The organism is Halorubrum sp. Atlit-8R, from assembly GCF_003666025.1.
In the GTDB taxonomy this organism is placed as follows: Archaea; Halobacteriota; Halobacteria; order Halobacteriales; family Haloferacaceae; genus Halorubrum; species Halorubrum salinarum.
The window spans coordinates 347,738-373,743 of the sequence record NZ_QPLV01000003.1; the positions used below are offsets into that span (position 1 = coordinate 347,738).

At 72.1% G+C, this 26,006-nt stretch carries 22 protein-coding genes; 15 read left to right on the forward strand and 7 right to left on the reverse strand.

Going from position 1 to position 26,006, the window contains the following annotated elements; genetic code table 11:
- The first annotated feature begins 135 nt into the window (after positions 1-135).
- The 4 genes from DVK05_RS10470 (at position 136) to DVK05_RS10485 (ending at position 6,836) form a co-directional block, all read left to right on the forward strand.
- The gene (locus DVK05_RS10470; protein ID WP_121563293.1) at positions 136-2,367 is read left to right on the forward strand and encodes a twin-arginine translocase subunit TatC; all 2,232 of its coding nucleotides are present in this window, start codon (positions 136-138) and stop codon (positions 2,365-2,367) included.
- 97 nt (positions 2,368-2,464) lie between these two features.
- Positions 2,465-5,416 (forward strand): excinuclease ABC subunit UvrA, encoded by a 2,952-nt coding sequence (gene uvrA / locus DVK05_RS10475; RefSeq protein ID WP_121563294.1) that lies wholly within the window; start codon positions 2,465-2,467, stop codon positions 5,414-5,416.
- Between the two features lie 109 nt (positions 5,417-5,525).
- Positions 5,526-5,906 carry a RidA family protein gene (locus DVK05_RS10480; RefSeq protein WP_121563295.1) on the forward strand — a complete coding sequence of 127 codons (381 nt, stop codon included), beginning with the start codon at positions 5,526-5,528 and terminating at the stop codon, positions 5,904-5,906.
- A 72-nt stretch (positions 5,907-5,978) separates the two neighbouring features.
- The gene (locus DVK05_RS10485; protein ID WP_121563296.1) at positions 5,979-6,836 is read left to right on the forward strand and encodes a hypothetical protein; all 858 of its coding nucleotides are present in this window, start codon (positions 5,979-5,981) and stop codon (positions 6,834-6,836) included.
- Between the two features lie 43 nt (positions 6,837-6,879).
- On the opposite strand, the gene DVK05_RS10490 is transcribed toward DVK05_RS10485, so the two are convergent.
- Positions 6,880-7,128, reverse strand: coding sequence for a hypothetical protein (locus DVK05_RS10490; protein WP_121563297.1), 249 nt, complete (start codon positions 7,126-7,128; stop codon positions 6,880-6,882).
- A 76-nt stretch (positions 7,129-7,204) separates the two neighbouring features.
- Positions 7,205-9,220, reverse strand: coding sequence for a helix-hairpin-helix domain-containing protein (locus DVK05_RS10495; protein ID WP_121563298.1), 2,016 nt, complete (start codon positions 9,218-9,220; stop codon positions 7,205-7,207).
- 131 nt (positions 9,221-9,351) lie between these two features.
- Here DVK05_RS10495 and larE point away from each other — a divergent pair, with 131 nt between their 5' ends.
- The 7 genes from larE (at position 9,352) to DVK05_RS10530 (ending at position 14,419) form a co-directional block, all read left to right on the forward strand.
- The gene (gene larE, locus DVK05_RS10500; protein WP_121563299.1) at positions 9,352-10,326 is read left to right on the forward strand and encodes an ATP-dependent sacrificial sulfur transferase LarE; all 975 of its coding nucleotides are present in this window, start codon (positions 9,352-9,354) and stop codon (positions 10,324-10,326) included.
- Between the two features lie 108 nt (positions 10,327-10,434).
- The gene (locus DVK05_RS10505) at positions 10,435-10,638 is read left to right on the forward strand and encodes a hypothetical protein (protein WP_053770335.1); all 204 of its coding nucleotides are present in this window, start codon (positions 10,435-10,437) and stop codon (positions 10,636-10,638) included.
- A gap of 89 nt (positions 10,639-10,727) precedes the next feature.
- Positions 10,728-10,916 (forward strand): hypothetical protein, encoded by a 189-nt coding sequence (locus DVK05_RS10510; RefSeq protein ID WP_121563300.1) that lies wholly within the window; start codon positions 10,728-10,730, stop codon positions 10,914-10,916.
- Positions 10,917-10,998: 82 nt separating this feature from the next.
- Positions 10,999-11,649, forward strand: a complete 651-nt coding sequence (gene serB / locus DVK05_RS10515) for a phosphoserine phosphatase SerB (protein WP_121563301.1) — start codon at positions 10,999-11,001, stop codon at positions 11,647-11,649.
- Between the two features lie 106 nt (positions 11,650-11,755).
- Positions 11,756-12,589, forward strand: a complete 834-nt coding sequence (locus DVK05_RS10520) for a lycopene cyclase domain-containing protein (RefSeq protein ID WP_121563302.1) — start codon at positions 11,756-11,758, stop codon at positions 12,587-12,589.
- Entirely contained in the window at positions 12,582-13,715 is a 1,134-nt protein-coding gene (locus DVK05_RS10525) for a Brp/Blh family beta-carotene 15,15'-dioxygenase (protein ID WP_121563303.1), read from the forward strand. Before DVK05_RS10520 ends, DVK05_RS10525 begins: the two co-directional genes overlap by 8 nt.
- Positions 13,716-13,786: 71 nt before the next feature.
- Positions 13,787-14,419, forward strand: coding sequence for a GNAT family N-acetyltransferase (locus DVK05_RS10530; protein WP_121563304.1), 633 nt, complete (start codon positions 13,787-13,789; stop codon positions 14,417-14,419).
- A 9-nt stretch (positions 14,420-14,428) separates the two neighbouring features.
- Here the strand turns inward: DVK05_RS10530 and DVK05_RS10535 are convergent, their stop codons facing one another.
- The 4 genes from DVK05_RS10535 to DVK05_RS10550 all read right to left on the reverse strand — a co-directional run bounded on the left by DVK05_RS10535 (position 14,429) and on the right by DVK05_RS10550 (position 18,442).
- Positions 14,429-15,319, reverse strand: coding sequence for a YkgJ family cysteine cluster protein (locus tag DVK05_RS10535; RefSeq protein ID WP_121563305.1), 891 nt, complete (start codon positions 15,317-15,319; stop codon positions 14,429-14,431).
- Between the two features lie 79 nt (positions 15,320-15,398).
- On the reverse strand, positions 15,399-15,995 hold the full coding sequence (gene hisB, locus DVK05_RS10540; protein WP_121563306.1) for an imidazoleglycerol-phosphate dehydratase HisB: 597 nt from the start codon (positions 15,993-15,995) through the stop codon (positions 15,399-15,401).
- Positions 15,996-16,421: 426 nt separating this feature from the next.
- On the reverse strand, positions 16,422-17,162 hold the full coding sequence (hisA, locus tag DVK05_RS10545; RefSeq protein WP_121563307.1) for a 1-(5-phosphoribosyl)-5-[(5-phosphoribosylamino)methylideneamino]imidazole-4-carboxamide isomerase: 741 nt from the start codon (positions 17,160-17,162) through the stop codon (positions 16,422-16,424).
- Positions 17,163-17,602: 440 nt separating this feature from the next.
- Entirely contained in the window at positions 17,603-18,442 is an 840-nt protein-coding gene (locus tag DVK05_RS10550; RefSeq protein ID WP_121563308.1) for a hypothetical protein, read from the reverse strand.
- Positions 18,443-18,526: 84 nt separating this feature from the next.
- Between DVK05_RS10550 and DVK05_RS10555 the strand changes: the two genes are divergently transcribed.
- The 4 genes from DVK05_RS10555 to DVK05_RS10570 all read left to right on the forward strand — a co-directional run bounded on the left by DVK05_RS10555 (position 18,527) and on the right by DVK05_RS10570 (position 23,435).
- Positions 18,527-19,768 carry a thiamine ABC transporter substrate binding subunit gene (locus DVK05_RS10555; RefSeq protein ID WP_121563309.1) on the forward strand — a complete coding sequence of 414 codons (1,242 nt, stop codon included), beginning with the start codon at positions 18,527-18,529 and terminating at the stop codon, positions 19,766-19,768.
- Positions 19,769-19,795: 27 nt separating this feature from the next.
- On the forward strand, positions 19,796-21,604 hold the full coding sequence (locus DVK05_RS10560) for an iron ABC transporter permease (RefSeq protein WP_121563310.1): 1,809 nt from the start codon (positions 19,796-19,798) through the stop codon (positions 21,602-21,604).
- Positions 21,594-22,736, forward strand: a complete 1,143-nt coding sequence (locus tag DVK05_RS10565; RefSeq protein ID WP_121563311.1) for an ABC transporter ATP-binding protein — start codon at positions 21,594-21,596, stop codon at positions 22,734-22,736. Before DVK05_RS10560 ends, DVK05_RS10565 begins: the two co-directional genes overlap by 11 nt.
- Before the next feature lie 441 nt (positions 22,737-23,177).
- A complete protein-coding gene (locus tag DVK05_RS10570; protein ID WP_121563312.1) occupies positions 23,178-23,435 on the forward strand; it encodes a hypothetical protein in 258 nt (85 codons plus the stop codon).
- A gap of 42 nt (positions 23,436-23,477) precedes the next feature.
- Here DVK05_RS10570 and DVK05_RS10575 read toward each other — a convergent pair whose 3' ends face one another.
- The gene (locus DVK05_RS10575) at positions 23,478-25,856 is read right to left on the reverse strand and encodes an amino acid permease (RefSeq protein ID WP_121563313.1); all 2,379 of its coding nucleotides are present in this window, start codon (positions 25,854-25,856) and stop codon (positions 23,478-23,480) included.
- Positions 25,857-26,006: the final 150 nt, after the last annotated feature.

Genomic DNA, 26,006 nt, shown 5'->3' on the forward strand with positions numbered 1-26,006 from the left:
GCGGTTATCAACCTTTTCGGATAGCGGCGCCGGGCGGGACCGATCGGCGTCGTCCCGCGGGCCGTCCCGGAACGGCGCCGGCGGCGGCGCCCGCGGTCGAAAAGGTTGATAACGGCGACGGCCCTCGCCCTCCGTATGGCGAGCGCCCTCGACGAGGACACCCAACGGTCGATCGCGGAGGGCCAAGAGACGGCGAAGGCGTTCCTTCGGTCGATCCAGAAGGACCTCCAGAAGGTGTTCGTCGTCTTCCTCATCGGCTTCCTCGCGACGTTCTGGGCGCTCCGCACGTACATCTGGGACCGGCTCCGCGAGGTGACGGAGTCGAACATGAGCGCCGCGGTCGCCGAGGAGGCCGACATCATCGCGACGACCCCGTTCGAGGTGATCCTCCTCCAGGCGAAGATCGGGCTGATCGTGGGCGCGATCACCGCGATCCCGCCGCTGATCTACGTCACCCGCGACGAGCTCCGCGCCCGGGGGATGTGGCCGCAGTCGCCGATCGCCCGCTGGAAGCTCGCCGGGATCGGGCTGCTCGGCGCCGTGCTGTTCTCCGCCGGCGTCGCCTACGGCGTCTTCGCCTTCTTCCCGCTGATGTTCGGCTTCCTGGCCGAGTTCGGCCTGGAGGCCGACATCCAGCCCACCTACGGGATCGTGATGTGGACGGAGTTCATCGTCTTCCTCTCGCTGTCCTTCGGGCTCGCCGGACAGATGCCCCTCCTCATCACCGGGCTGTCGTACGCGGAGATCGTCCCGTACGAGACGTTCCGCGACAAGTGGCGCTACGCGGTCGTCGCCATCTTCGTGTTCGGCGCCGTCTTCTCCCCGCCGGACCCGTTCACGCAGCTCCTGTGGGCGTTCCCGCTGGTCGCGCTGTACGGGTTCAGCCTCTACCTCGCGAAGCTCGTCGTCACGGCCAAGCGGAGCTCCGACCGCATCCACGTGCTCGGCGCGGTCCGCGACCACTGGAACGTCGTCGGGGGCGCGACCGTCCTCGGCGGCGCGTTCGTGTACGGCTTCTACGAGTACGGCGGCCGGACCGCGGTCAACGACCTCCTGCGGCTCGCGGGGAGCACCCGCCGCTTCCTCGCGCCGGGCGAGGGGCTCGGCCTCGACCCCGCGACGGCGCTCTGGATCTACGCCGCCCTCTGGGCGCTCGCGTTCGCGGCCGTCGCGACGCTGTGGGCGGTGTACACCGACCTCGACACGACGAGCGCGGGCGCGCAGTACGGCGACCCGACCGCGATCGACGTGGGCGAGCTTGACGCCGCGGGCGTGCGGGCGGCCCCCGCGGACGCGTTCGCCGAGATGGGCGAAGAGGAGTCGCTCGCGCTGGCACAGGCCGCGATCGACGACGACGACCCGGAGAAGGCGCAGGCGATCCTCGACCGCTACGACGAGGTGAACGAAGGGAGCGACGACGACGGCGATTCGGACGCGAGCGACGCCGACGCCGCGGGCACGAGCGGTGGGGGCTCCGGTGACGGCGGCGGGGGCGGCCTCGTCGGCTCCGTCCAGAACCGGACCTCGCGCGCCGGCTCGACGTTCTTCGCCGAGCTCACCGACGGCAACGAGGAGGAAGCCGAGGACGACATCGGCGGCTACTACAAGGACCTCAAGTTCATCTTCGACTCGCTGCGCACGCGGTCGTTCCGGATCGTCGCGGTGTTCGGCGCCGTGATGGCGGCCGCGTTCACGTGGCTGTACCTCGGCGGCCTCGGCACCGTCCGCGGCGACCTCGAACGGCGCGTGCCGGCGGAGGTGGAGGGCGGGATCAACATCATCACGCTCCACCCGGTCGAGGCGCTCATCTTCATGGTGAAGTTCTCGGTGATGCTCGGCATCTTCGCCGCGTTCCCGGTCGCCCTCTACTACGCGTGGCCCGCGCTCCGCGAGCGCGGCTTCGTCGCCGGGCGGATCTACCAGGTGTACCTCTGGGCGGGCGCGCTCGGCGCCGGGATGATCGGCGGCTTCGCGCTCGGGTACACGACCATCGCGCCCGGCATCATCGGCTGGCTCGTCACGGACGCGCGCCTCGCCGACATGGTCATCACCTACCAGGTGAGCGACTTCCTCTGGCTCGTCATCTACACCACGATCGGGATCGGCTTCCTCGCGGACATCCCCATCGCGATGGTGCTGCTCAACAACGCGGGCGTCCCGTACCGCGTGTTCCGGGAGCGCTGGCGCGAGGTGACGATCGGGATCATGCTGGCCGCGGCGGTGTTCACCCCCGCCGACGTGATCACGATGTTCCTCGCGACGATCCCGCTGATGCTGGCGTACGGCGTCGGCGTCGGCGTCCTCTTCCTCGTCACCTTCGGCGGGCGCCGCGACCTCTCGCCGCCCGCGGAGTTCATCGGGGAGTGAGGCCCGCGCGCTCGGCGCGGGCGCCGGCGGCAACGGCCTCGCGAGGCCCCCGCGACCGACGACTATTCCCGCGCGCGCCCGCAACGGCAGCATAGAAATGAGCAAGGACTACATCGAGGTCCGCGGCGCCGAGGAACACAACCTCAAGGACCTCGACGTCCGGATCCCGCGCGAGGAGTTCACCGTCGTCACCGGGCTCTCGGGCTCGGGGAAGTCGTCGCTCGCGTTCGACACCGTCTATGCCGAGGGGCAGCGGCGCTACATCGAGTCGCTGTCCGCGTACGCCCGCAACTTCCTCGGGCAGATGGACAAACCGCAGGTGGAGTCCGTCGAGGGGCTCTCGCCGGCCATCTCCATCGACCAGAAGAACGCCGCGAACAACCCCCGGTCGACGGTGGGGACCGTCACGGAGCTCCACGACTACCTCCGCCTGCTGTACGCCCGGATCGGCACGCAGTACGACCCGGTCACCGGCGAGGAGGTCGGCGAGCAGTCCGCCCAGGACATGGTGAACCAGATCCTCGACCTCCCAGAGGACACCCGCGCGAAGATCGCCGCGCCCGTCGTCCGCGACCAGAAGGGCGCGTTCGAGGACCTGTTCGAGGAGCTCGTCTCGGACGGGTACAGCCGCGTCGAGGTCGACGGCGAGCCGGTCGACCTCACGCTCGACGACCCCGACCTCGACGAGAACTACGACCACACGATCGACGTGATCGTCGACCGCGTCACCGTCTCGCCGGACGCCCGCTCGCGGATCACCGACTCCGTCGAGACCGCCCTCGAAGAGGCCGGGGGCGTCCTCAAGCTGATCGTCCCCGACCCGCCCGAGGACGTGCCGTTCGCGTCGAACGCGCGCTCGACGGGGTCGCTCGCGGCCGACGCCGACGGCGACGACCGGCTCGTCGTGGAGTTCTCCGAGGAGCTGGGCAACCCCAACTCCGACGTGCAGTTCTCCGCGATCGAGACGCGCTCGTTCTCCTTCAACAGCCCCTACGGCGCCTGCCCCGAGTGCGAGGGGATCGGCTCGACGAAGGAGGTCGACGAGGACCTCGTGATCGAGGACCCGTCGAAGCCGCTGAAGCACGTGTTCGAGCCGTGGAGCTACGACCGCACCTACTACTCGCGCCAGCTCGACAACGTCGCCGACCACTTCGGCGTCGACCTCGACACGCCGTTCGAGGAGCTCGACGAGGAGATCCGGCGGCAGTTCCTCTACGGGACCGACGACCTGGTCCACTTCGAGTGGACGACGAAGAACGGCACCCGCGAGAAGACCGAGCGGTTCGAGGGCGTCATCCCGAACTTGGAGCGCCGCCACGTCGAGACCGACTCCGAGCGCGCCCGCGACCACATCGAGGAGTACATGGCCGTGACGACCTGTCCCGAGTGCGAGGGGACCCGCCTGAAAGAGCAGTCGCGGCACGTCCTCGTCGCGGGCACGTCGATCACCGAGGTCAACGAGCTGTCGATCGCCGAGGCCCGCGAGCACTTCGAGGGGATGGAGGCCGAGCTGACCGAGCGCGAGACGACCATCGCCGAGGAGATCCTCAAGGAGATCCGCGCGCGCCTCGGGTTCATGGAGGAGGTCGGCCTGGAGTACCTCACCCTCGACCGCGAGGCGTCGACGCTGTCGGGCGGCGAGAGCCAGCGTATCCGGCTCGCGACGCAGGTCGGGTCGGGGCTCGTCGGCGTGCTGTACGTCTTAGACGAGCCCTCCATCGGGCTCCACCAGCGCGACAACGACCGGCTGCTCGACACCCTCGAAGGCCTCCGCGACCTGGGGAACACCCTCCTCGTCGTCGAGCACGACGAGGAGACGATGCGGCGCGCCGACGAGATCATCGACATGGGCCCCGGGCCGGGCAAGCGCGGCGGCGAGGTCGTCGCGCAGGGCGACTTCGACGAGGTCGTCGCCGCCGACGAGTCGGTGACCGCCGATTACCTCGCGGGCCGGAAGTCGATTCCGGTGCCCGACGAGCGGCGCGAGCCCGAGGGCGAGCTCGTGGTGCGGGGCGCCCGCCAGCACAACCTGAAGGACCTCGACGTGCCGATCCCGCTCGGCACGCTGACGACGGTCACCGGCGTCTCCGGGTCCGGGAAGTCGACGCTCGTCAACGACATCCTCTACAAGGGGCTCGCCCGCGAGATGAACGACAACACCTCGGTCGACCCCGGCACACACGACGCGATCGAGGGGCTCGACGAGGTCGAGACGGTGCGGCTCATCGACCAGTCGCCGATCGGGCGGACGCCGCGCTCGAACCCCGCCACGTACACCGACGTGTTCGACCACGTCCGCGAGCTGTTCGCGGAGACGAAGCTCGCGAAGCGCCGCGGCTACGAGAAGGGGCGCTTCTCGTTCAACGTGAAGGGCGGGCGCTGCGAGGAGTGCGGCGGGCAGGGCACCGTCAAGATCGAGATGAACTTCCTGTCGGACGTGTACGTCCCCTGCGAGGAGTGCGGCGGCGCCCGCTACAACGACGAGACGCTCGACGTGGAGTACAAGGGGAAGACCATCGCCGACGTGCTCGACATGAGCGTCGCGGAGGCCCACGAGTTCTTCGAGAGCCACCGCGGGCTCGAACGCCGGCTGAAGCTCCTGAAGGACGTGGGGCTCGGCTACATGGAGCTGGGCCAGCCCTCGACCACGCTCTCGGGCGGCGAGGCCCAGCGCGTGAAGCTCGCCGAGGAGCTGGGCAAGCGCGCCACCGGCGACACGCTGTACCTCCTCGACGAGCCGACGACGGGGCTCCACAAGGAGGACGAGCGCAAGCTGATCGACGTGCTCCACCGCCTGGTCGACGCCGGCAACACCGTCGTCGTCATCGAGCACGAGCTCGACCTCGTGAAGAACGCCGACCACGTGATCGACCTCGGCCCCGAGGGCGGCGACGGCGGCGGCAAGCTGGTCGCGGACGGCACGCCCGAGGAGATCGCCCACGTGGACGCCTCGCACACCGGGCGCTACCTCCGGGACATGCTCCCGAAGGTCGACCTCGACGGCCCGCGCGACGACCGTCGGAAGCCAGCGGTCGCGGACGACGACTGAGGCGAAGCGAGGGTCGAGACGGAACCCGACCGCCCGTCCGAGCCCGGAGCGGCCGGGGGCGACCTCCGCGACCCGCAGCTTGATGCCGCGGCGCGTCGTCGCTCCGGCCATGCGAGAGATCACGACCGACGACGTGCCCGAGGCGCTCGGCCCGTACTCACAGGGGATCGTCTCCGGCGACACGGTCCACGTCTCCGGGAAGACCGGCGTGGACCCCGACACCGGCGAGGCCCCCGAGTCGGTCGCCGAACAGACGACCCAGACGCTGGAGAACGTCGCCGCGATCCTGGCGGCGGCCGGGACGAGCCCGGACGCGATCGTGTCGGCGACCGTCTACCTCACGGACATGGACGACTACGACGCGGTGAACGAGGCGTACCGGTCGTTCCTCTCGGAGCCGTACCCGGCGCGGACCTGCGTCGAGGTGTCGCGGCTCCCCGCGCCGCTCGACGTCGAGATCACGGTCGAGGCGGAGCTCGACGACGACTGAGCGGCGTCTTGGGGCCGTTTCGGGGGGAAATTGGGAAAAGAATTTTTATTTGACATTCCCTCCCACACGCCCATGGAACGACGGTCGTTCCTCTCCGTGGGCGGCGCAACGGTCCTCGCGCTCGCGGCCGGACGGTCCTCCACCGCCGACGACGCCGCCGGACCGACGGCGGCCGTCGAGGCCTACTACCGGCGGGCGAGCGCGAGCGAGGACAGCGAGGCGTTCGCGGACGACGTCGCCGAGCTCGCGCACGGCGCGTCCCCGCTCTCGCGGGTCGCCGAGGACGTGCCGATGGCGTTCGACGCCACCGTGAGACAGGAGCTCTCCGAGGCCGCGGTCGTCGAGGAGGACGTCTCGGCGGCCCGGATCCGCTCGATATCCGGGTTCCTCGCGGCCTCGCTGAGCGACGCGGAACTCGAGGCGATCGCGGCGGAGAACGCGGTCGTCTCGGCGACCGTCGTCGGCGGCGACGGCGGCGAGTTCGAACTGGAGTGGCTCGTCGCGACCGACGACGGCGAGTGGCGCGTCGTGTGGCCCGGCGAGCCCGAGGGCCCGGTGACGGTCGTCAGGGAGTACTACCGGCGGGCGGGCGAGGCAGACGACGCCGACGCGTTCGCCGACGACGTCGCGGCGCTGTCGCACCCAGCCTCGCCGCTCGGCGAGGTGGCGGCGGACGTGCCCGGCCTCTTCGACGGGGCGCGGGAACAGGAGATAGTATCCGCGGAGGTCGTCGCCCGAGACGTGGACGCCGAGCGCGTGCGGAGCGTCTCGGACTTCTTCAGCGGGGCCGTCGACGACGAGGCGATAGAGACCGTCGCCGCCGAGAACGCGGTCGTCGCGGTGACGGTCGCCGACGCCGACGGCGACGAGTTCGAACTGGAGTGGCTCGTCGCGACCGACGACGGCGAGTGGCGGCTCGTCTGGCTCTGAGAGGCGGGAAACAGGCTCGGGGAGCGGATCGTCGAGTCTGTCGTCACCCCGCCGTCGACCCCCGACCGGACCCCCGCGCCGCGCGCGCGACGACGAGGAGCGCGATCAGGTCGACGGCGACGGTCGCGACGACGCCGAACCGGAACAGCACCAAGAGACCCAGTACCGCCACGGCGAGACCGACCGCGGCGCGGGAAGCGCGGTCGCCGTCGGGGAGCGAGCGAGACGCCTGCGCGCCGACGCCGACCTGCGCCGCGAAGAGGAGGACGCCGAACGGGGACACGGCTGGCATGGTTTCGGATCGCGGTGGCGGGAACATGAACGTACCGCGGGCGGTGCCACCGCATCGGGGGCGGCGGCCGGAGCGCTCAGAACTTCTCCAGCAGGTCGCCGTAGAACTCGCCGCCCCGGTCGTCCGCGAGCTTCTCGACGATGAGCTCCGGCGTCGACCGCGCGAGGTGGCCCTTCTTCGGCGAGCGGTTCACGCGGAGCTCGCCGTCGACGAGCCCCGCCGCCTCGATGCCGTCGACCGCGACCGCGAAGTCGGCGGCGTCGCGTATCTCGCGGGCCAGGTGGGAGACGAAGACCGCGGTGGCGTCCTGGTCGTCGAGCGCCTCCAGGATGCCCGCGATGATCTTCGCGGAGGCGCCCGGCTCCGTGATCGACTCCAGTTCGTCGACGAGGACGAGCCGACCGTCCGCGCCGTCGACGAGGTCGCCGAAGTCCCGGAGCGTCGCCTCGAACGCGCCCGCGTCGAGCGTGCCCTGCGACTTCGCGTAGTAGTGGATCTCCTCGAACCGCTCGACGGTGGCCGACTCGGCTGGCACGGGCATGCCCATCTGCGCGAGGACGACGGCCAGCGCGACCAGGTCGAGCGTCGAGGTCTTCCCGCCGGAGTTGACCCCGGAGAGCAGCGTCGCGCCCGAGACGGCGTAGTCGACGGGCTCGACGTCCGCGAAGTCCACGTCGAGCAGCGGGGAGCGGCCGCCCTCGATGCGGAAGCCGGCGTCCGCGTCGGCCGCCTCCGGCCCGACCACCTCGGGCATGACGCAGTCGAAGTCGTCGGCGAACCGCGCGATCGCCAGCTCCACGTCGAGTTCGAGGGCGTCGCGCACGAGCTCCTCGACCGGCTCGCGGAGATCGCCGAGGTCGCTCGCGAGGTCCGCCTTCAGCTTCGCCGCCCGGCGGTCGCGGGCCGCCGACAGCTCCGTGCGGAGCCGCGAGACCGCGCTCTCGTCGTGGTCGACCGGGAAGGAGGGGTCGCCGCCGAAGACGCGCTCCGCCAGCTCCGCCTCCTCGGGCTCCAAGCGGAGCGCGTCGGCGAGGTGCTCGCGGGCGGCCTCGACCGCCGCGTCGTACTCGTCGGCCAGCTCGCGGTCCAGCAGCGAGTCGACGCGGGCGCCCTGCTCGACGAGGGAGAGGAAGTCGGTCCCCTCGATGGTGACGTCGCGCTCGCGGATCGCCTCGCGCAGCCGGTCGTCGGCGACCGAGGCCGCCGTCGACACCGCGGCGTCGAGGTCGTCGACGGCGGCCGTCAGCCGGTCCAGCTCCGCGTCGCCGGCGATCGTGCCGTCGTCGTCGAGCCGCGAGAGCGCGTCGCGCAGGCGGTCGAGGTCGACGGGGGGGTCGCCGCCCGAGACGGGGGCGCCGGCCGCCGCGGCCGCCTCGTGGACCGCCGCGGCCGCCTCCAGCCGCTCGCGGTTCTCCGCGAAGAAGGCGAGCAGGCGCTCCGGGACCGTCTCCGCGGGGGTCTCCAGCGCGTCCGGGCGCACGCTCACGTCGCCCTCCACGTCGAGGCCGGCGAACGACTCGTCTAAGACGATCACCGAGGCGTACGACCGGCCGAGCTCGGAGACGTCGCGCGCGTCCTCGACCGTCTCGACGGAGAGCTCGGGCACCTCGGCCTCGGCCCGCGCGAGCGTCTCGGCGTCGGCGCTCGCGAGGCAGCGGTCGCGGACGCGGACGGTCGGGGGGTCGGCGAGCGGCGCGCAGTCGGCGAGCGCCTCGCGGACCGCCGGGTCGGGGTCGCGCTCCGTCGCGGCGGCCGCGAACGACTGCGCCTCGTCGATGCGCGAGGCGGACGCGCTCGGGTAGAACGTCTCCAGCCGCTTCGCGGCGTAGTCGGTGACGGTGCGCTCGCGCAGCAGGTCGATCGCCTCCCGGTACAGCTCGCGGGCCCGGTCGGTGGCCAGCACACGCCCGTCGTCGCCGTGTCGGCGGCGGATCGCCCCGCGCGCGATGCGGGCCGCGCGGGCCTCGTTGACGCCCGGCGCGCGGGCGATGGCGGCCACGTCGCCGGACTCGACGGTCGCGGCCGGGTCGTCGAGCTCGCGCAGGGCCGCGGCCGTCTTGGCGCCGACGCCGGGGATCGCCTCCAGGTCCATCTACCGGCCGGTATCGCGGCAACGGTCTAAAGCGTGCGGGTCGCTCCCGCGGGGCGCCGCTGCCGAACCCCGGCGGCCGCCGCCGATTCCGCGTGCGACGGGCTTTTTCGCGCGGGCCGCGAACGCCGGCCATGAGTCAGAACGCGCGGCCCGTCGGCGACGGGTCGCTCGACCCCGAGACGGCGGCGAAGGCCGCGAGCGCCCGCGACGCGCTCGGCGAGCGCGACGGGGTGCTCGTCGCGTTCTCGGGCGGCGTCGACTCGGCGGTCGTCGCGGCGCTGGCCCGGGACGCGCTCGGCGGGGACGCCGTGGCGTGTACCGCCCGCAGCGAGACGCTCCCCGCGGCGGAGCTCGACGACGCGCGGCGCGTCGCCGGCGAGATCGGGATCGACCACGAGACGGTCACCTTCTCCGAGCTCGACGACCCGAACTTCGTCGCGAACGACGGCGACCGGTGTTACCACTGCCGGACGATGCGGCTCGGGAAGATGTACGAGACGGCGAAAGAGCGGGGGATCGACACGGTCTGTGACGGGACGAACGCGGACGACCCGGGCGAGGGACACCGACCCGGGCTCCGCGCGGTCGAGGAGCTCGACGTGTTCTCCCCGCTCTTAGACGCCGGGATCGCGAAGGAGGAGGTCCGCGCGATCGCCGACGCCTACGACCTCTCCGTGGCCGACAAGCCCTCGATGGCGTGTCTCTCCTCGCGGATCCCGACCGGGCTGGAGGTGACCGAGGAGCGGCTGACCCGCGTCGAGAAGGCCGAGCGCGTGCTCCGCGAGTGGGGCTTCGAGGGGTTCCGCGTCCGCGACCACGACGGGCTCGCCCGCGTCGAGATCGCGCCCGACGAGCTGGAGCGCGCCCTCGATCCCGCCTTCGCCGACGCCGTCCACGAGCACCTGACCGACCTCGGCTTCGAGTACGTCACCCTCGACATGGCCGGCTACCGGACGGGCAGCGTGAGCCCGGGCGGCGAGGGCGAGACCGCGGACGGCGCGGACGGGGCGGACGACGTGAACAGTGTGGACGGCGCGGACGACGCGGCGGACGGAAGCGAGTCGGCGGCGGGCGGCGTCGACCTCGGACGCCAGTACCCGCGCTGAGAGGCCGGGGAGGAGACGGACGCCCCGGCGCTCGCCGACGCGCTCGGCGTTATCACCCGAGAGAACCCGGCAGGAACGCTTATAAACGGTGTTACTGAATCGACACCTATGCGGGAGGCACAGACGCTGGCGGTGATCGCCGGCGGCGTCGGCGGGGCCGTCGGGGCGTTCGTCGGCGTCGCGGTCGGCGGGTCCGCGCTCTCGGTGACGCTGACCACCCTCGGGGTCGCGACGCTCGTCGGCGTCGGGGTCATCGCGAGCGCGGTCATCGCCGGCGACGTGGAGTTCCTCGCCGACGCGGACGGCGAGTGAGCGAGCGCGGCCGGCGGACGGCCGCAGCGGCGCCGAGCGGGTGGGCTCAGAGTAACATTCAAATGCGAGTTACGCGTAGATCGAACGTGATGGACGCTGCGGCGTCGTTCTGGAAGGAGTGCGAGCGTTACCACGAGCTCGCGGAGCGGTTCCAGCGCGGGATTCGGGTCACCAGCCCCGACCGGCTCACCGGCCGGAGCGGCTACTACAGCGAGTGCGGCTGCGCCTGGTGCGCCGAGGCGGTCACGTACTTCGAGTACCGCGGCGAGCGGCTGTGAGCGGCCCGGGCGGCGACCCGCCGGTCGGTGAAATTCGCGGCCGACCGCGCGCTTCAAGACCCCGCCGCGACGAACGGACGCCATGAGCCTCATCGCGTTCGACTTCGACGGGACGCTCTCCGACTCCGAGATGACGGTCCTGCTCGCCGAGCGGGCGGGCGTTACCGACGAGGTCGCCGAGATCACCGAGCGGGCGATGAACGACGAGATCGGCTACGCCGAGAGCCTCTACCGGCGCGCGGAGCTCCTGGCGGGCCTGTCGGCGGCTGACGCCGAGGACGCCTTCGACGCGGTCCGGATCCGTCCCGGGGGCGCGCGCCTCATCCAGCGCCTACGCGACGAGGGGCACCACGTCGCCGTGCTCACGGGCGGGTTCGAGCGCGGCGTCGAGGCGGCGCTCGACCGCGAGGGCGTCGCCGTCGACACGATCGTCGCCAATCGGCTGCCGACCGACGCGGACGGCGCGCTCACCGGCGAGGCCGAGGGGCCGCTGATCGAGGGGACGAAGGACGACGCGCTCGCCGACCTCGCCGCGGAGGTGGGCGTCCCGATGTCCGAGACGGTTGCGGTCGGCGACGGCGCGAACGACCTGCCGATGCTGGAAGTCGCGGGGCTCGCGGTCGGGTTCGTCCCGAAGTCCGCGGTGCGCCCCGTCTGCGACTCGGTCGTCGCCTCCATGTACCGGCTCGGGAAGGTGCTGGAGGCGCACGGCGTCCTCGCGGACGCCGAGTGACGGCCGAACCGGTTCGGTCCGGCGGTACCTGACGACGTTCGGCTGAAGGGTTAAAGAGAAACGAAGCGAAATATACGGGTATGAGTGTCTCTGCTGGGGTGGTTCGATGCTGCCGACGCTGACGTATCTCCAGTTCCACCTCGTCTTCAGTCTCCCCGCGGTCGCGGCGCTGTGGTACCTCGCGCCGCGGTACGACGCGGTCCGGCGGCGTCGCGCGACGGCCGGCATCGCGATCCTCGTCGCCATCGCGTACCTCTACACGACCCCGTGGATCAGCTACATGATCCGGCAGGGCGCGTGGGGGTACGCCGACGGCGCGGTGCTCGTCCGCGCGCTGTCGATCCCGCTCGGCGAGTACCTCTTTTTCACCATCCAGACCGTCGTCACCGCGTTCGCGCTCCACCTGATCGGGTTCGACCCGACGTTCCGCGAGGGCGACTTCGACCGCGCGCCGCGGATCGCCGGCGTCGCGGTCGGCCTCGCGATGGTGCCGATCGGGCTCGGACTCGTCCTCCTCGACCCCTCGTTCCTCTACCTCGGCGGGCTGATCGCGTGGGTCGGTCCCGTCCTCGCGCTCCAGTGGGGGGTCGGCGGCGGGTACCTCGTGCGGACGCCCAAGATGTGGCTGGCGGCCACGCTGATCCCGGCCGCGTACTTCTGGATCGCCGATCGGATCGCGATCGGAATGGGCACGTGGTACCTCTCGCCCGACCTGACGACGGGCGTCACAGTTCTCGGGCTCCCGATCGAGGAGATGCTCTTCTTCGCCTCGGCCGGCGTGATGACCGTCAACGGACTCGTCCTCTTCGAGTGGGTGCTCGACTGGAACGACCGCCGGGGGCGGGCGGTCGCGGAGCCGTCCCCGTCGGGCGACGGCGAGCGCGACGTTCCGGGCCCGGAACCGCCCGCCGACCCGGACCCCGACGTGGTCGATGACTGAGGCGGCGTCGACGGGCGCGGCCGAGTCCAAGACCGCGGCGGCGCGCGATCCCGGAGCGGGCGCGGCGGACGCGCCGGAGGCGGCCGACGCCGCGAGCGAGCGGGTCGACCGCTGGTTCGCGCGCCGCCCGGCGCTGGCGCTGGCCGCGCTGCTGCCGATCGGCGCCGTGACCCCCCTGTTTCCGGTCGAAGTCGGCGTCGCGACGTTCGCGCTCGGCACCCTCGTCGTCGGGATGGCGCACGGCGCGGTCGACCACCTCGTCCCGCTCCGGGGCGCGCCCGACGTGTCGCTCCGGCGGTCGATCGCGGTCGTCTCGGTCGTCTACGCGGCCCTCGGCGGCGCGGTCGTCGCCGCGTTCTTCGCGGCGCCCGTCGCCGCGTTCGTCGGCTTCATCGCGCTCACGTGGCTCCACTGGGGGCAGGGCGACGTGGCGACGCTCGCGATCGCCGGCGTCGACCACCTCCCCTCGTCGGCGGAGCGGTGGCTGGCGCTCGTCGTCCGCGGGGGCCTCCCGATGGGCGTCCCCCTCCTCGCGCACCCGGATGAGTACCGGCTGGTGGCCGAGTGGATCGTCGGGCTGTTCCTCGTCGACGCCGGCGCGGCGGCGGCCGCGGTCGACCCGCTGTTCGCGCCCGGCGTCCGGGTCGCCGTCGGGGTCGGGATGGCGGCCGCGACGCTGGCGTCGGTCGCCCTCGGCTACCGTCGCGTGAAGAACGGCCGCGACGCGGGCGGGTGGCGCCGCGACGTCGGCGAGCTCGCCGTCCTGTGGGCGTGGTTCCTGCTCGCGGCGCCGGTGTTCGCGGTCGGGGTGTACTTCGCGCTGTGGCACGCGCTCCGGCACGTCGGGCGGCTCGTCCTCGTCGACCCCGAGGCGGCGAGCGCGGCGTCGGCCGGCGACGCGGTCGGCGCGCTCGCCCGGTTCGGCCGCGACGCCGCGCCGCTCACGCTCGGCGGGTTCCTCGTCGTGGGCGCGGTCGGGGTCTCGGTGCCCGCCGGCGTGGCGGCGCCGGGCGACCTGCTGGCCGTGTCGCTGGTCGCCATCGCGGCCATGACGCTGCCGCACGTCGCCGTCGTCGCGTGGCTCGACCGGCGACAGGGCGTCTGGCGGCCGGACGCCGGCCGGTGACCGCGGGCCGCGGGGACGGCCGGGTTCCGGCACCGCACCGCTCTTACTCCGCGGCGACGTTCCCTCCGTCGATGGACGAGATCGCGATCCGGGACCCGCGGCCGGACGACGCCGAGGCGCTGGAGGCGCTCATCACCTCGCACTTCAGCGAGGGGAGCTCCTACGGCGTCGACCTCGGGCTCGACGACCCGACGTACCACGTGCTGGTCGCGGTCGAGGCCGGCGCGGAGGACGCGGGAGAAGCGGGCGCAGAAGACGCGGGGGAGACCGGTCCCGGAGGGGGCCGCGAGGGCGACGAGAGCGGCCGGATCCTCGGGGTGATGGCGCTCCGGGAGCTCGCGTCCCCCGACGCCGTCGCCGACGAGATGTACTTCTTCGACGACCCCGACCTGCTCCCCGACGCGGGGCTGTACGGGCACCTGGAGATGGGGTACGTGCGCGACGACGCGACCGGACGCGGGATCGGGAGCCGGCTGCTCGAACGCCTCCACGCGGTCGGCGCGGACCGCGGCGTCGACCTGTTCCTCGCGGACTCGTGGTACCACGGCGGCGACGACTCCCCGGAGAAGCTGTTCGACGCGCACGGCTACGAGACGGTCCACCGCGAGCCGATCGAGCGGTCCGCGGCGGAGTGCCCGAAGTGCGAAGGCGAGTGCGTCTGCGAGGGCGCGCTCGCGGTGCGACGGGTCGCGAACGGAGAGTAGAACGAACGCCTACTCGCCCCAGCCCGGCGTGCCGGGCGCGCCCGCGTCGTCCTCGACCTCGCGGACGAGCCGGTCGCGGGCGTCGCGGTCGAGTGCGACCAGTTCGCCGTCGTCGCCGGCGTGGTCGGTCCACGCGCGGATCGCCGCGCCGACCCACGAGTCGGCCTCGCGGGCCGCCTCCCGCGCGTCGCTCATGCGGTCGCGGGTCACCGACAGCGATCCCGGGCGAGAGCCGACGGCGGCGCCGGCGAAGCGCGCGCGGTCGTCGGCGGTCGCCTCGCCGTCGCGGAGCCGGGCGACGACGCCGTCGAGGTCGTCCGGGTCGGGGTACGCGAACACGGTCGCGCCGAGCGCCTGCGGGCCGAACGCGGGCGCCGGGAGGTCACCGGGCGGCTCGTCGTCGAGGAGGCGCTCGCCGCCGCCGGCGGCCGCGACGCGCTCGCACTCCGTCTCCGCGCCGAGTTCGAGGTTGTGGCCCGGATACGTCGAGCAGGTGCGCGGGTAGCGGTCGGCCCCGTGGATCCGGCACTGGAGCGTCGTCGGGTCGAGGAAGGCGCAGGCGCCGAGCCAGCGCGGCTCGTCCGTGCCGATCGGCGCGACGGGCTTCGGGGGCTTCCGGAGGCCGACGACGAACACCGGACGCCCGTCGACGGCGGCGAGGTCGGTGCCGTCGACGGTGACGGCCTCGTCCCGCTCGGCCGGCTCGAAGAGTCGGGGGGCCAGGGCGTCGCCGAGGCCGTCGTCGACGAACCGCGCGACCTCGTCGCGGGTGAGCGGCGCGAGGGCGTACACGTCGTCGAGCGGGGGACGTGGGCCGGTGCGGTCGGAGCCCGCCGCGTCCGGGTCGAGCGGGCGCCAGTCGACGCAGCAGCCGGCGCACCCCTCGCAGTCGAGTTCCATGCGTCCGTGGTAACGGTTCGCGCGGTGATAAGCGATCGGCGGCCGCGGGGGGACGGGGGCGGTCGGTCGCGGCGGCGGCCTACAGTTCGCCCTTCGTGCTGGGCGTGTCGCTGCGGCGCTCGTCGAGGCGGGTCGCGTCGTCGAGCGCGCGCGCCAGCGCCTTGAACAGCGCCTCGACCTCGTGGTGGGCGTTGTCGCCCTTCTCGACGGTCGCGTGGAGCGTCAGCCCGGCGTTGTGGGCCAGAGAGAGCGCGAAGTGGTCGGCCATGACGCTTGTGAACTCCCCGACCGACTCCTGGGAGAACTCGCCGTCGAACTCGTAGTACGGGCGGCCGGCCACGTCGACGACGACGCTCGCGACCGCCTCGTCGAGCGGGACGCGGCGGTCGGCGTAGCGCCGAATGCCGCGCTTGTCGCCGAGCGCCTCGTCGAACGCCTCGCCGAGGCAGATCGCCACGTCCTCGACGGTGTGGTGGTCGTCGATCTCCAAGTCGCCGTCACAGCGGACCGTGAGGTCGAAGAGGCCGTGCTTGGCGAACGACGCCAGCATGTGGTCGTAGAAGCCGATCCCCGTCGAGACCTCGCTGTCGCCGTCGCCGTCGATAGCGAGGGTGAGTTCGATCGTCGTCTCCGAAGTCTCGCGGGTGACGGCCGCGGTCCGGTCGTGCTCGCTCATACCGGCCCGTCGCGGGGGATTCGTAAGTCGGTTGCGGGTGAAATCGCGGCTCGCAGTGGCGCGTGCCTGCGAGCGGCCGCCAGGCCGCGAGGAGCACGCGCGAGGTCGCCGGCGCTACGCGCCGGCTGCCAGAGGGACCTTCGGTCCCTCGCTGGAGTCGGGCGCCGAGCGAAGCGACGGCGGCCGACGAGGCTGGGGAGGCGTGAGGCTGCGGTTGCGGTGCGGTTGCGGTGCGGTTGGGTGGGACTCAAAGGGGCAGCCGGGAGGCGGGCGCAGGCGACGTAAGCACCGCAGGAACGAGCGAAGCGAGTGACGAGGAGCACAACGAGCGTGCGCCCGCCTCCCGGCTGGGGCTTTGAAGATGTTCGCCAGCGACCCGCAGTAAATCGGTTATAAGCGATCAACGACGAACCCGCGCTCCGATTCTTATATCTCGTCGGTCGCGTCCTGCGCCTCTCGCAGCGTGAACTCGCCCTCGTATAACGCGGTGCCGACGACGACCGCGGCCGCGCCCGCGTCCTTCAGCGCGACCACGTCCTCGACCGTCGCCACGCCCCCGGACGCGATCACCGGGATATCGACGGCCTCGACGACGCTTTCGACCGCCTGCCGGTCGATCCCCTCCAGTTGGCCCTCCACGTCGACGTTGGTGAACAAGATCGCGCCGGCGCCCAGCTCCTCGTAGCGCGACGCGGCCTCCGCGGGGTCTAACCCGGTTCCCTCGGTCCACCCCGACACCACGACCTCGCCGTCCTTCGCGTCGAGGCTGACGGCGACGCTCCCCGGATGGGTCTCGTCGATCTCGGCGACGATCTCCGGCGTCTCGACCGCCGCGGTGCCGAGGATGACGCGGTCGAGTCCCAGGTCGAGGAGGTCGCGCGCGCCCTCCGCGGTCCGGATGCCGCCGCCCAGTTGGAGGCCGACTCCGTCCGGGACGCTCTCGACGACCGCCTCGATCGCCGCCGCGTTGACGCGCTCGCCCTCGAAGGCGCCGTCGAGGTCGACGAGGTGGAGCGTCTCGGCGCCCGCCTCGATCCAGCGCTCGGCGGCCTCGACCGGGTCGCCGTAACGCTTGCCCGTCCCGCGCTCGCCGCCGACCAGCTGGACGACCTCGCCGTCCTGGACGTCGACGGCGGGGATCACCTCGAAGTCTGGGAAGTCGCTCATGGGGGGTGAGAGTCGGGGACGCCGATTAAACGGGTCGGTTCGAGGCGAAACGGAGGGTTACGCGGTGGACGTCTCCGAAGACGTAGTCGACTATTTATAAATAGCTGAGACAGGATCCCTGACGAACACCGCCAAAGCCCCAGTCGCGAGGACTCGCGCGGCTTGCTGCGCTCCTCGTCACTCGCTTCGCTCGTTCCTGCGGTGCTTACTGCGCCGTGCTTCGTCCTCGCGACTGCCCCTTTGAGTCCCGCCCCGCACAGCGACCGCACCTCACACCTCCCCAGCCTCGCCGCTCGCTCCCTCCGGTCGCTCGCGGCGTCCCTCGCGCGTGCTGTCTCGCGGCCTCCGCTTCGCTCCGGCCGCTCGCAGGCACGCGCCACCGCGCCTCCATTTATAAACAATAGCGCTTCGACGGAGCCGAAGACCCACGCCTCTGCCGCTCACACCACCGAGATGAGCAACTGCGAGACCTCCACGTCGAAGGTCTCGGGGTCGGTCGCGAGCGCTTCGGCGGTCTCCGCGCCTGCGATCTCTCGGATGGCGGTCTCGGCATCCACGAAGTCGGGGAGCGCCGCGTCGAGTATCTCGATCAGCGACTCGGTCGGGTACGCGCCGCCGGCGACGAGCACGTCGGTCCCGTCGTGCCAGACGCCGAGCCGAGCGCCGATTTCGAGCCGCCGGTCTATCTCCGCCGTCGTGCCGTTCGGCAACGGGATCGCGCCGTCGATCGCGTACTCGCCCGTCAGCCGCCACGCGGTCGCGGTGTGGCCCGACCGGACGGTGGTGATCCCCTCGTTCGCGACCTGAACGTCCTCGATGCCGGCGTTCCGGAGCTGCGCGCGGAAGGCGTCGACGGCCGCCGTCTCGACCTCGCTCATCACCCGGTCGCGGCCGATCCCGGCCGGCAGCCCGTCGATCGCGGGCCGGAGGTCGATCCGCGTCGCGAAGAAGACGACGGGCGACCCCGACACGTCGACCGTCTCGGCGAGCGCGTCCGCGACGGGCGCGTACTCGAAGATCCGCGTTCGTTCGAGCGCTCGGACCGTGACCGGGCCGTACGACTGCTCGAAGGCCGTGCGCTCGGACTCGTCTATCCGCCGCCAGTCCTCGATGCGGTCGCTCGTCACCTCGGGGGCCGGGACCGGGCCGTCGCGGCCGCCGAGACAGCCGGCGAGGCCGCCGGCGCCGACCGCCGCCCCGCCGGCGATCAGCCGCCGTCGGGTGGTCGGCCCGAACCGCGCCGGAGGCTCTCCGGAGCCGTTCCTCGGTGCCTCTCCCATACGAATTCGACGGGCGCGACGGGGAAATTCGTGTCGCCGCCGACACGGATCGCTTATGTAACCACCGAGTACAACAACCGAGTGATGACTACCGACGAGAGCGAGACGCGGCGGCGATCGGCCCGGCCACGCACCCGACGACGCTTCCTGACCGCGGCGGGGACGGCCGGGGCCGTCGCGCTCGCCGGCTGTACCGCAGAGCGCGTCGACGACGGCGGCGACGGGTCCGGCGGCGACGGCGGCGGGAACGGAACGGACGAGGACGGCAGCGACGGCGGCGACGGCGGCGGCGAGGAGGAGACGCCGACGCTGACGGTCGCCACGTACACGAACTTCATCGACGCGCCCTCGGTGAGCCCGGGCGAGTGGCTCAAAGAGGAGTTCGAGAGCCGGTACGACGCCGAGCTGGAGTGGGCGACCCCCGACAACGAGGTGAACTACTACATCGAGCGCGCCGCGTCGGGCGCGGGGATCGACGCCGACCTCTACGTCGGCCTCACCACCGAGGACCTCGTGCGCGTCGACGGCGAACTGGACGAGGACCTCTTCGCTGAGGCCGGCGACGTCGAGGGCCGCGACGCGGTCAAGGAGGGCCTCCGGTTCGACCCGTTCGACCGGGCGGTCCCGTTCGACACCGGGTACGTCAGCCTCGTGTACGACGGCACCGCGACGGAGGCGCCCGAGACGTTCGAGGGGCTGCTCGACGACGAGCACGCGGGCGCGCTCATCGCGCAGAACCCCGGCGGCTCCTCGACCGGGCGCGCGTTCCTCCTCCACACGATCAACCGCTTCGGCGACGGCGGCGTCGCGAGCGACGGCGACGGGGAGGCGATCGAGGGCGGCGACGGCGACCCCGACTACGACTACCTCGACTACTGGGCGGACCTCCAGGCCAACGACGTGCGCGTGCTAGGGAGCTGGGACGACGCGTACTCCGCCTGGAGCGAGGGCGAGGCGCCGATCGTCGTCTCCTACTCGACCGACCAGGTGTTCGCCGACATGGAGGGCGCGGACCTCGAGGAACACCAGATCCGCTTCCTGAACGACCAGGCGTACGCGAACCCCGAGGGGATGGCCCTGTTCGCCGACGCCGACCAGCCCGAGCTCGCGCGGCGGTTCATGTCGTTCATGCTGGAGCCCGAGGTCCAGGGGGAGATCGCGCAGCGCAACGTCGCGTTCCCGGCGACCGACGGCGCCGAGCTGCCGAGCGACTACGCCGAGCTGGCGAAGGAGCCGAGCGACCCGGTGACGTTCACCTACGACCAGCTCCAGGGCTCCGTCGACGCGTGGGTCGAGGCCTGGGAGCGCCAGTTCGCCGGGAACTAAGCGCGTGGCCGACGTGGGGCCGAGCGCGTGACGGGAGCTGACGGCGGCCGCGCGCGGCGGCTGGCCCGCCTGCGCCAAGGCGTCGAGGCGAACGCGCTGACCGCGCTCGCGGTCCTCACCAGCGCCGCGCTCGTCGTCGCCTTCTACTACCCGGCCGCGACGGTCCTGATCGAGGCGGTCGTCGTCGACGGCGCCGTCACCCTCCGCGTCTTCGCTGACGTGCTCACCGACCCGTTCTACTTCGGCGAGCTGGCGCGGCTGCTGTCCGGCGAGCCGCCGGCCGCCGTCGCCCGGTCGCTGCTCTCGCCCGACCGCCGGCTCGGGGTCGTCGGCTTCACCGCGTACCAGGCGGTCCTCTCGACGCTCGCGAGCGTCGCCCTCGGGCTCCCGGCCGCGTACCTCCTCGCGCGCTACGAGTTCCCCGGCCGGCGGACGCTGCGCTCGCTCACCATCGTCCCGTTCGTTCTACCGTCGATCATGGTCGCGGTCGGCTTCGTGGCCACGTTCGGCGAGAACGGGACGCTGAACGCCGCCCTGACCGCGCTCGGGCTCCCGCGGGTCGAGCTCATGTTCACCCTCGAAGCGGTGGTGATCGCACACGCCTTCTACAACGCCCCGCTCGTGGCGCGCGTGACGACCGCGGCGTGGGAGTCGGTCGACGCCAGCGCGGTCGAGACCGCCCGCAGCCTCGGGGCGGGACCGGTCCGGGCGTTCTACGACGTGGTCGCGCCGCAGGTGTACCCCGCGGTCCTCACGGGCGCGGCGCTGACGTTCGTGTTCACCTTCGGCACCTTCCCCATCGTCTTGGCGCTCGGCGGGTTCGAGCTCGTGACCGTCGAGGTGCTCGTCTACCGGCTGGTGCGCGACCTGAGCTACGCCGAGGCCGCGGTGCTCGGGATCGTCGAGCTCGCGGTGTCGCTCGCCGTCCTGCTGGCGTACCTCCGGTACGAGGCCCGGAACGCGACGAACGCGCGCGGGGCGCGCCCGCTGCCCCGGCGCTCGCTGTTGCCGCCCGCGCCCACGCTCCGGGAGCTGCTGCCGCGGGCGGGGCTGGCGGTCTACGCCGTCGTCGCCGGGGTCGTCTTCGTCGCGCCCATCGCGTCGATGGTCCTCGCGTCGCTGACGGGCGGCGACGGCGCGCTCACGCTGGAGCACTACCGGTTCCTAGTCGAGCGCCAGCGGACGGGGGCGGCGTTCCAGGTGCGGCCGCTGCCCGCGATCTACAACTCCCTCGCGTTCGCGACGGCGGCGACCCTGCTCGCGCTCCCGATGGGCGTCGTCGTCGCGGTGCTGACGACGCGGCGGTACCGCGGGCGAACGCTGGTCGACGCGGCCGCGATGGCGCCGCTGGCGGTGTCGGGGATCATCGTCGGCCTCGGGCTCCTGCGGGGGCTCGTCTTCGGCGTCGAGGTCGCCGGGTGGCGGATCGCCGCCGGCGGCGCGGTCGCCATCGTGGTCGCGCACGCGGTCTCGGGGTACCCGTTCGTCGTGCGCACCGTCTCGCCCGGGCTCGCCGGGCTGGACCGCTCGCTCGTCGAGTCCGCGCGGGCGCTCGGCGCCTCGCGGGCGCGGGTGATCCGCGACGTCGAGATCCCCCTGGTCTGGCCGGCGGTCGTCGCGGGCGCGGCGTTCGCGTTCGCCATCTCGATCGGCGAGTTCACCTCGACGGTCGTGCTCTCGACCGGCGCCGATGCGTACACGATGCCCGTCGCGATCGAACGGTTCATCGGGCGGCGGCTCGGACCGGCGACCGCCATGGGCGTCGTCCTGCTGGTCGTCACCGGCCTCAGCTTCGTCGTCATCGAGCGGCTCGGGGGTGACCACCGTGGGCTCTGAGCGCGGCACGGAGTTCGAGAGGGACGGCGAGGTCGCGGTCGAGCTCGACGGCGTGACGAAGCGCTACGGCGGGACGACCGCCGTCGACGACGTGACGCTCCGGGTGCGCGAGGGGGAGTTCTTCACGCTCGTCGGCCCCTCCGGCTGCGGGAAGACCACCACGCTCCGCCTGATCGCGGGGTTCGAGGAGCCGACGAGCGGGACGGTCCGTTTTTCCGGCGCGTCGGTCGCGGGCGTGCCCCCGGAGGACCGCGACGTGGGCGTCGTCTTCCAGAGCTACGCGCTGTTCCCGCACATGACCGTCGGCGAGAACGTCGCGTACGGGCTCAACTTCGCCGATCCGCCCGAGGGCGTCACGCGCGACGAGCGCGTCGCCGAGCTCCTCGACCTGGTCGACCTGCCCGACGCCGCCGACCGCGACCCCGAGAGCCTCTCGGGCGGGCAACAGCAGCGGGTCGCGATGGCTCGGGCGCTCGCGCCCGGCCCAGACGTGCTCCTGCTCGACGAGCCGATGAGCGCGCTCGACGCGCGGCTCCGCGAGCGGCTCCGCGCGCAGGTGAAACGGATCCAGTCCGAGCTGGACATCACCACGATATACGTCACCCACGACCAGGAGGAGGCGCTGGCGATATCCGACCGCGTGGCGGTGATGAACGACGGCGCCCCCGAGCAGGTGGCCGCGCCCCGCACGGTCTACCGCGAGCCCGCGACGCGGTTCGTCGCCGAGTTCGTCGGCGACAACAACGTGTTCGCCGGGACGGTGGCCGACGCGTCCGCCGGAGGCGAACTCGCGGTCGAGGTCGACGGCGGCGACGAGACCCTCCGCGTGCGGGCCGACGCCGACCCCGACGCGGCCCCGTCGGTCGGCGACCGGATCGCCTTCTGCGTCCGTCCGGAGAACCTCCGCGTCGCGGGCGCGGACGGAGATCCCGGAGACGGCGCGGCCTCCGCGGGCGAGAACGCGCTGCGCGCGACCGTCGCCAGCGCGGAGTTCCTCGGCGAGACGACGCGCGTCACGCTCGACTGGGGCGACCGCGAGCTCGTCGTCCGCGTCGTGGACCCCATCGACGGCGCGGTCGCGGTCGGGTTCGACCCCGGAAACGCGCACGTGATCGACGTGGAGCAACGCTGATCCCGCGGTGGCGCGTGCCTGCGAGCGGCCGGAGCGAAGCGACGGCCGCGAGTGAGCACGCGCGAGGGAGTCGGCCGGTCGGAGCGAAGCGGAGACCGGCCGACGAGGCTGGGGAGGTGTGAGGCGCTGTGCGGTTGCGGTCGGGCGGGACTCAAAGGGGGAGCCGGCGAGGCGGGCGCAGGCGACGCAAGCACTGGAAGGAGCGAACGGAGTGAGCGACTGAAGCGCGCAGCGAGCGTGCGCCCGCCTCGCTGGCTGGGGCTTTGGAGGTATTCGCTGTAGGCTTGGTCGCAGCCGTTTATAAGCAAACGACTAGATTTTAAAAAGCGTTCACTGATTAACTCACGACGACGAGCTATCTGACCACTCCGCTGAACTCGTCAACGACGTACACGTATCGAGGCGACACGCCTTACCCCGCGGCCCGCATAAGGCGAACATATGGCCTCCGAGGCGTGCGACGTCTGCGAGCGGTCCGTCCGGATCGCCGGCGGGATCGGCGACCTGTGGAACTTCGCGTTCGAGTCGACGCAGGGACTGACGCTCGAACTCACCGACGGCTCGGAGTTCTTCCTCTGTTTCGACTGCATGGAGCGGCTGCCGGACGACCACGAGCCGACCGCCGAGGACGTGGCCGCCCTCCGGGAGCGCACCGAGCCGGTCGAAGACGACGACAACCACTTCTGGCACTGGGGGTGACGCGGGGCACCCGCCCTCCGCTAGTAAAAAGCGACCGCCGCGTCAGTCCGCCTTCGACTCCTCGCCCGCGCCCTCGTCGATCTCGGGCGTCGACGGCTCGGGTTCGACGCCGGTGTCCGCCGGCGTCTCCTGGACGTCCGCGACGTCCGGCGACCCCGTCCCGCTCCCGAACAGCCGGTCGAGGATGCCGCGGTCGCTGCGCTTCTCCGCGAGCAGCACGGAGCACTCCACCTCGTTGAGCACGTCCAACACGAGCGAGCCGCGGACCAGCCGCGAGAGCAGCCCCTTCTGCGTCGCGCCGATGATGAGCATCGTCGCGTCGCGGGCGGCGCGCTCGATGCTGTCCTCCACGTCGCCGGTCTCGATCCGCAGCGTGGCGTCCGAGAGGTCGTGCGCGTCGGCCCACTCGGCGAGGAACGCGCGGCCCTCCTCCTCCTCGCCGTCCTCGGCGACGTGGAGCAGGGTGACCTCGCCGTCGAACTCCGCCTGGAGCATCTTCGCGACCGCGCCGGAGAGGTCCGAGGCCGGGCCCCCCGCGGTCGGCACGAGGATACGCGAGGCGTCGAACCCGCGGTCGCGGAACACGAGGAAGTCCGAGGGGAGCGAGTACGCCAGCTCGTCGACGGCGGACTCGGCGCGCCCCGGCGCCCCGTGGGAGTCCTTCCCCCAGCCCATCACGGTCATGTCGGCGCCGTAGGTGCGCGCGGCGTCGAACACCTCCTCGAACACGCGGTGCGAGAGCACGACGTGGGTCTCCACGTCGACGCCGAACGTCTCGGCGTCCTCGCGGGCCTGGTCGAGGAGGCCGTGGGCCGCCTCGTGGGCGCCGCGCTCGCGGGCCGCCTCCAGGGAGGTCTGGTCGGGGACGTTCGCGATGTTGACCGCGACGACGGTGCCGTCGCGCTGCTTCGCGATGGCGGACGCGAGCGTGATCAGGTGCTCCTCGGTCGCGGGGTTCGCGAGCGGCACCATCACGCGGTAGTCGCCGCCGCTCGGCTGGACGGAGGTCGCCGCCGAGACGGCCGGCTCGGGCAGGTCCTCGGAGCGGTCGAGGATCCACGTCCCGAGCACGCCGCGCGACTCCACCTTCCCGCGGGCGTACAGCAGGTACCAGAGCAGCGCGAAGACGACGAGGCCGGCGGACAGCAGGATGATCGTCGGGTCGATGTAGTAGATCAGCGCGAACGACGACACGGCCCCGATGATCGGGACGACGGGGTAGAAGGGGACCTCGAAGTCGGGGTCGTACCCCTCGACCTCCGACTCGCGCATCACGATGAGCGCGAGGTTGAGCAGGCCGTACACCACGAGGTGGAGCACGGAGCCCATCGTCGACAGCGACTCGACGCTCCCGGCGACGAGGAAGAGGACGATGAGCGCGCCGGTGAGCGCGATCGACTTGTACGGGGTCCCGAACCGCTCGTGGATCTGGTTGAGCTTCGGGGTGACGATCTTCTCGCGGCCCATCGCGAAGTTGATCCGGGACGACGAGAGGATCGACGCGTTCGCGGAGGAGGCGGTCGCGAGCAGCCCGCCGATCAGCAGCATGGCGGCGCCGACGGCGCCGAGCGAGAAGCCGAACACCGAGTACTCGCCGAACAGCAATCGGGCGGCGTCGACGACGGCGGTCTCGTTGTTCGCGACCAGCTCGTTCGGCACCGCGGCGAGCAGCACGAGGAGGAACAGCGCGTAGACGACCGTGACGATGATCACCGAGCCGAGGACCGCGAGTGGGAGGTTCCGCCCGGGGTTTTTGATCTCCTCGGCGACCGAGGTGATCTGGACGAAGCCCAGGTACGAGACGAAGATGATCCCCGTGACCGGGAGCACCTCGCTCGTCGTGCCCGGCGGCGCGAGGGGGCGCAGCGACGACATCTCGGCGTTCAGCAGGCCGACGACGGTGAAGACGGCGAGGATGCCCAGAAGCGACATCACGATGACGATCTGGAGCCCGCCGGTCTCCTTCGCGCCGAAGTAGTTGACGGCGATGAAGAGCAGCGCGCCCGCGAGGCCGATCACCTGCGCCGCCTCCAGCGTCACCGGGCCGAGCCCGATCGGCCCGAGGCCGACCAGGGCGTTGACGTACTCGCCGAAGCCGTACATGTAGAACGCCGACGCGAACGCGAGCCCGAGCCAGTTCGCCCAGCCCGCGACGGAGCCGAACATGGGGCCGAGCGCGCGGTTGACGTAGAAGTACGCCCCGCCGGACTTCGGCATCGCGGTCCCCAGCTCGGAGGCGGACAGCGCGGTGAACAGGGCGATCACGCCGCCGAGAACGAAGGTGAACGCGGCGAGCGGGCCGGCGCGGGCGACCGCGGTGCCGGGCAGCACGAAGATCCCGGCGCCGATCATCGTCCCGATCCCGATGGTGAGCGCCGCGAGCGGGCCGAGGTCCTTCGCGAGCTCCTCGTCGCCGCTCACGGCGGCCCACCTCCGGCGGTTGCGACTCTCGGTGCGTGTATCATACCACATTTCTGTCGCCCGGTCGTATAAACCCGGTTGATCCGGGCGACGGCGCCGTTTCCGTGAGGCGACGGCGACCGCGCGTCGCGCCTTTTGAACGGAACACAA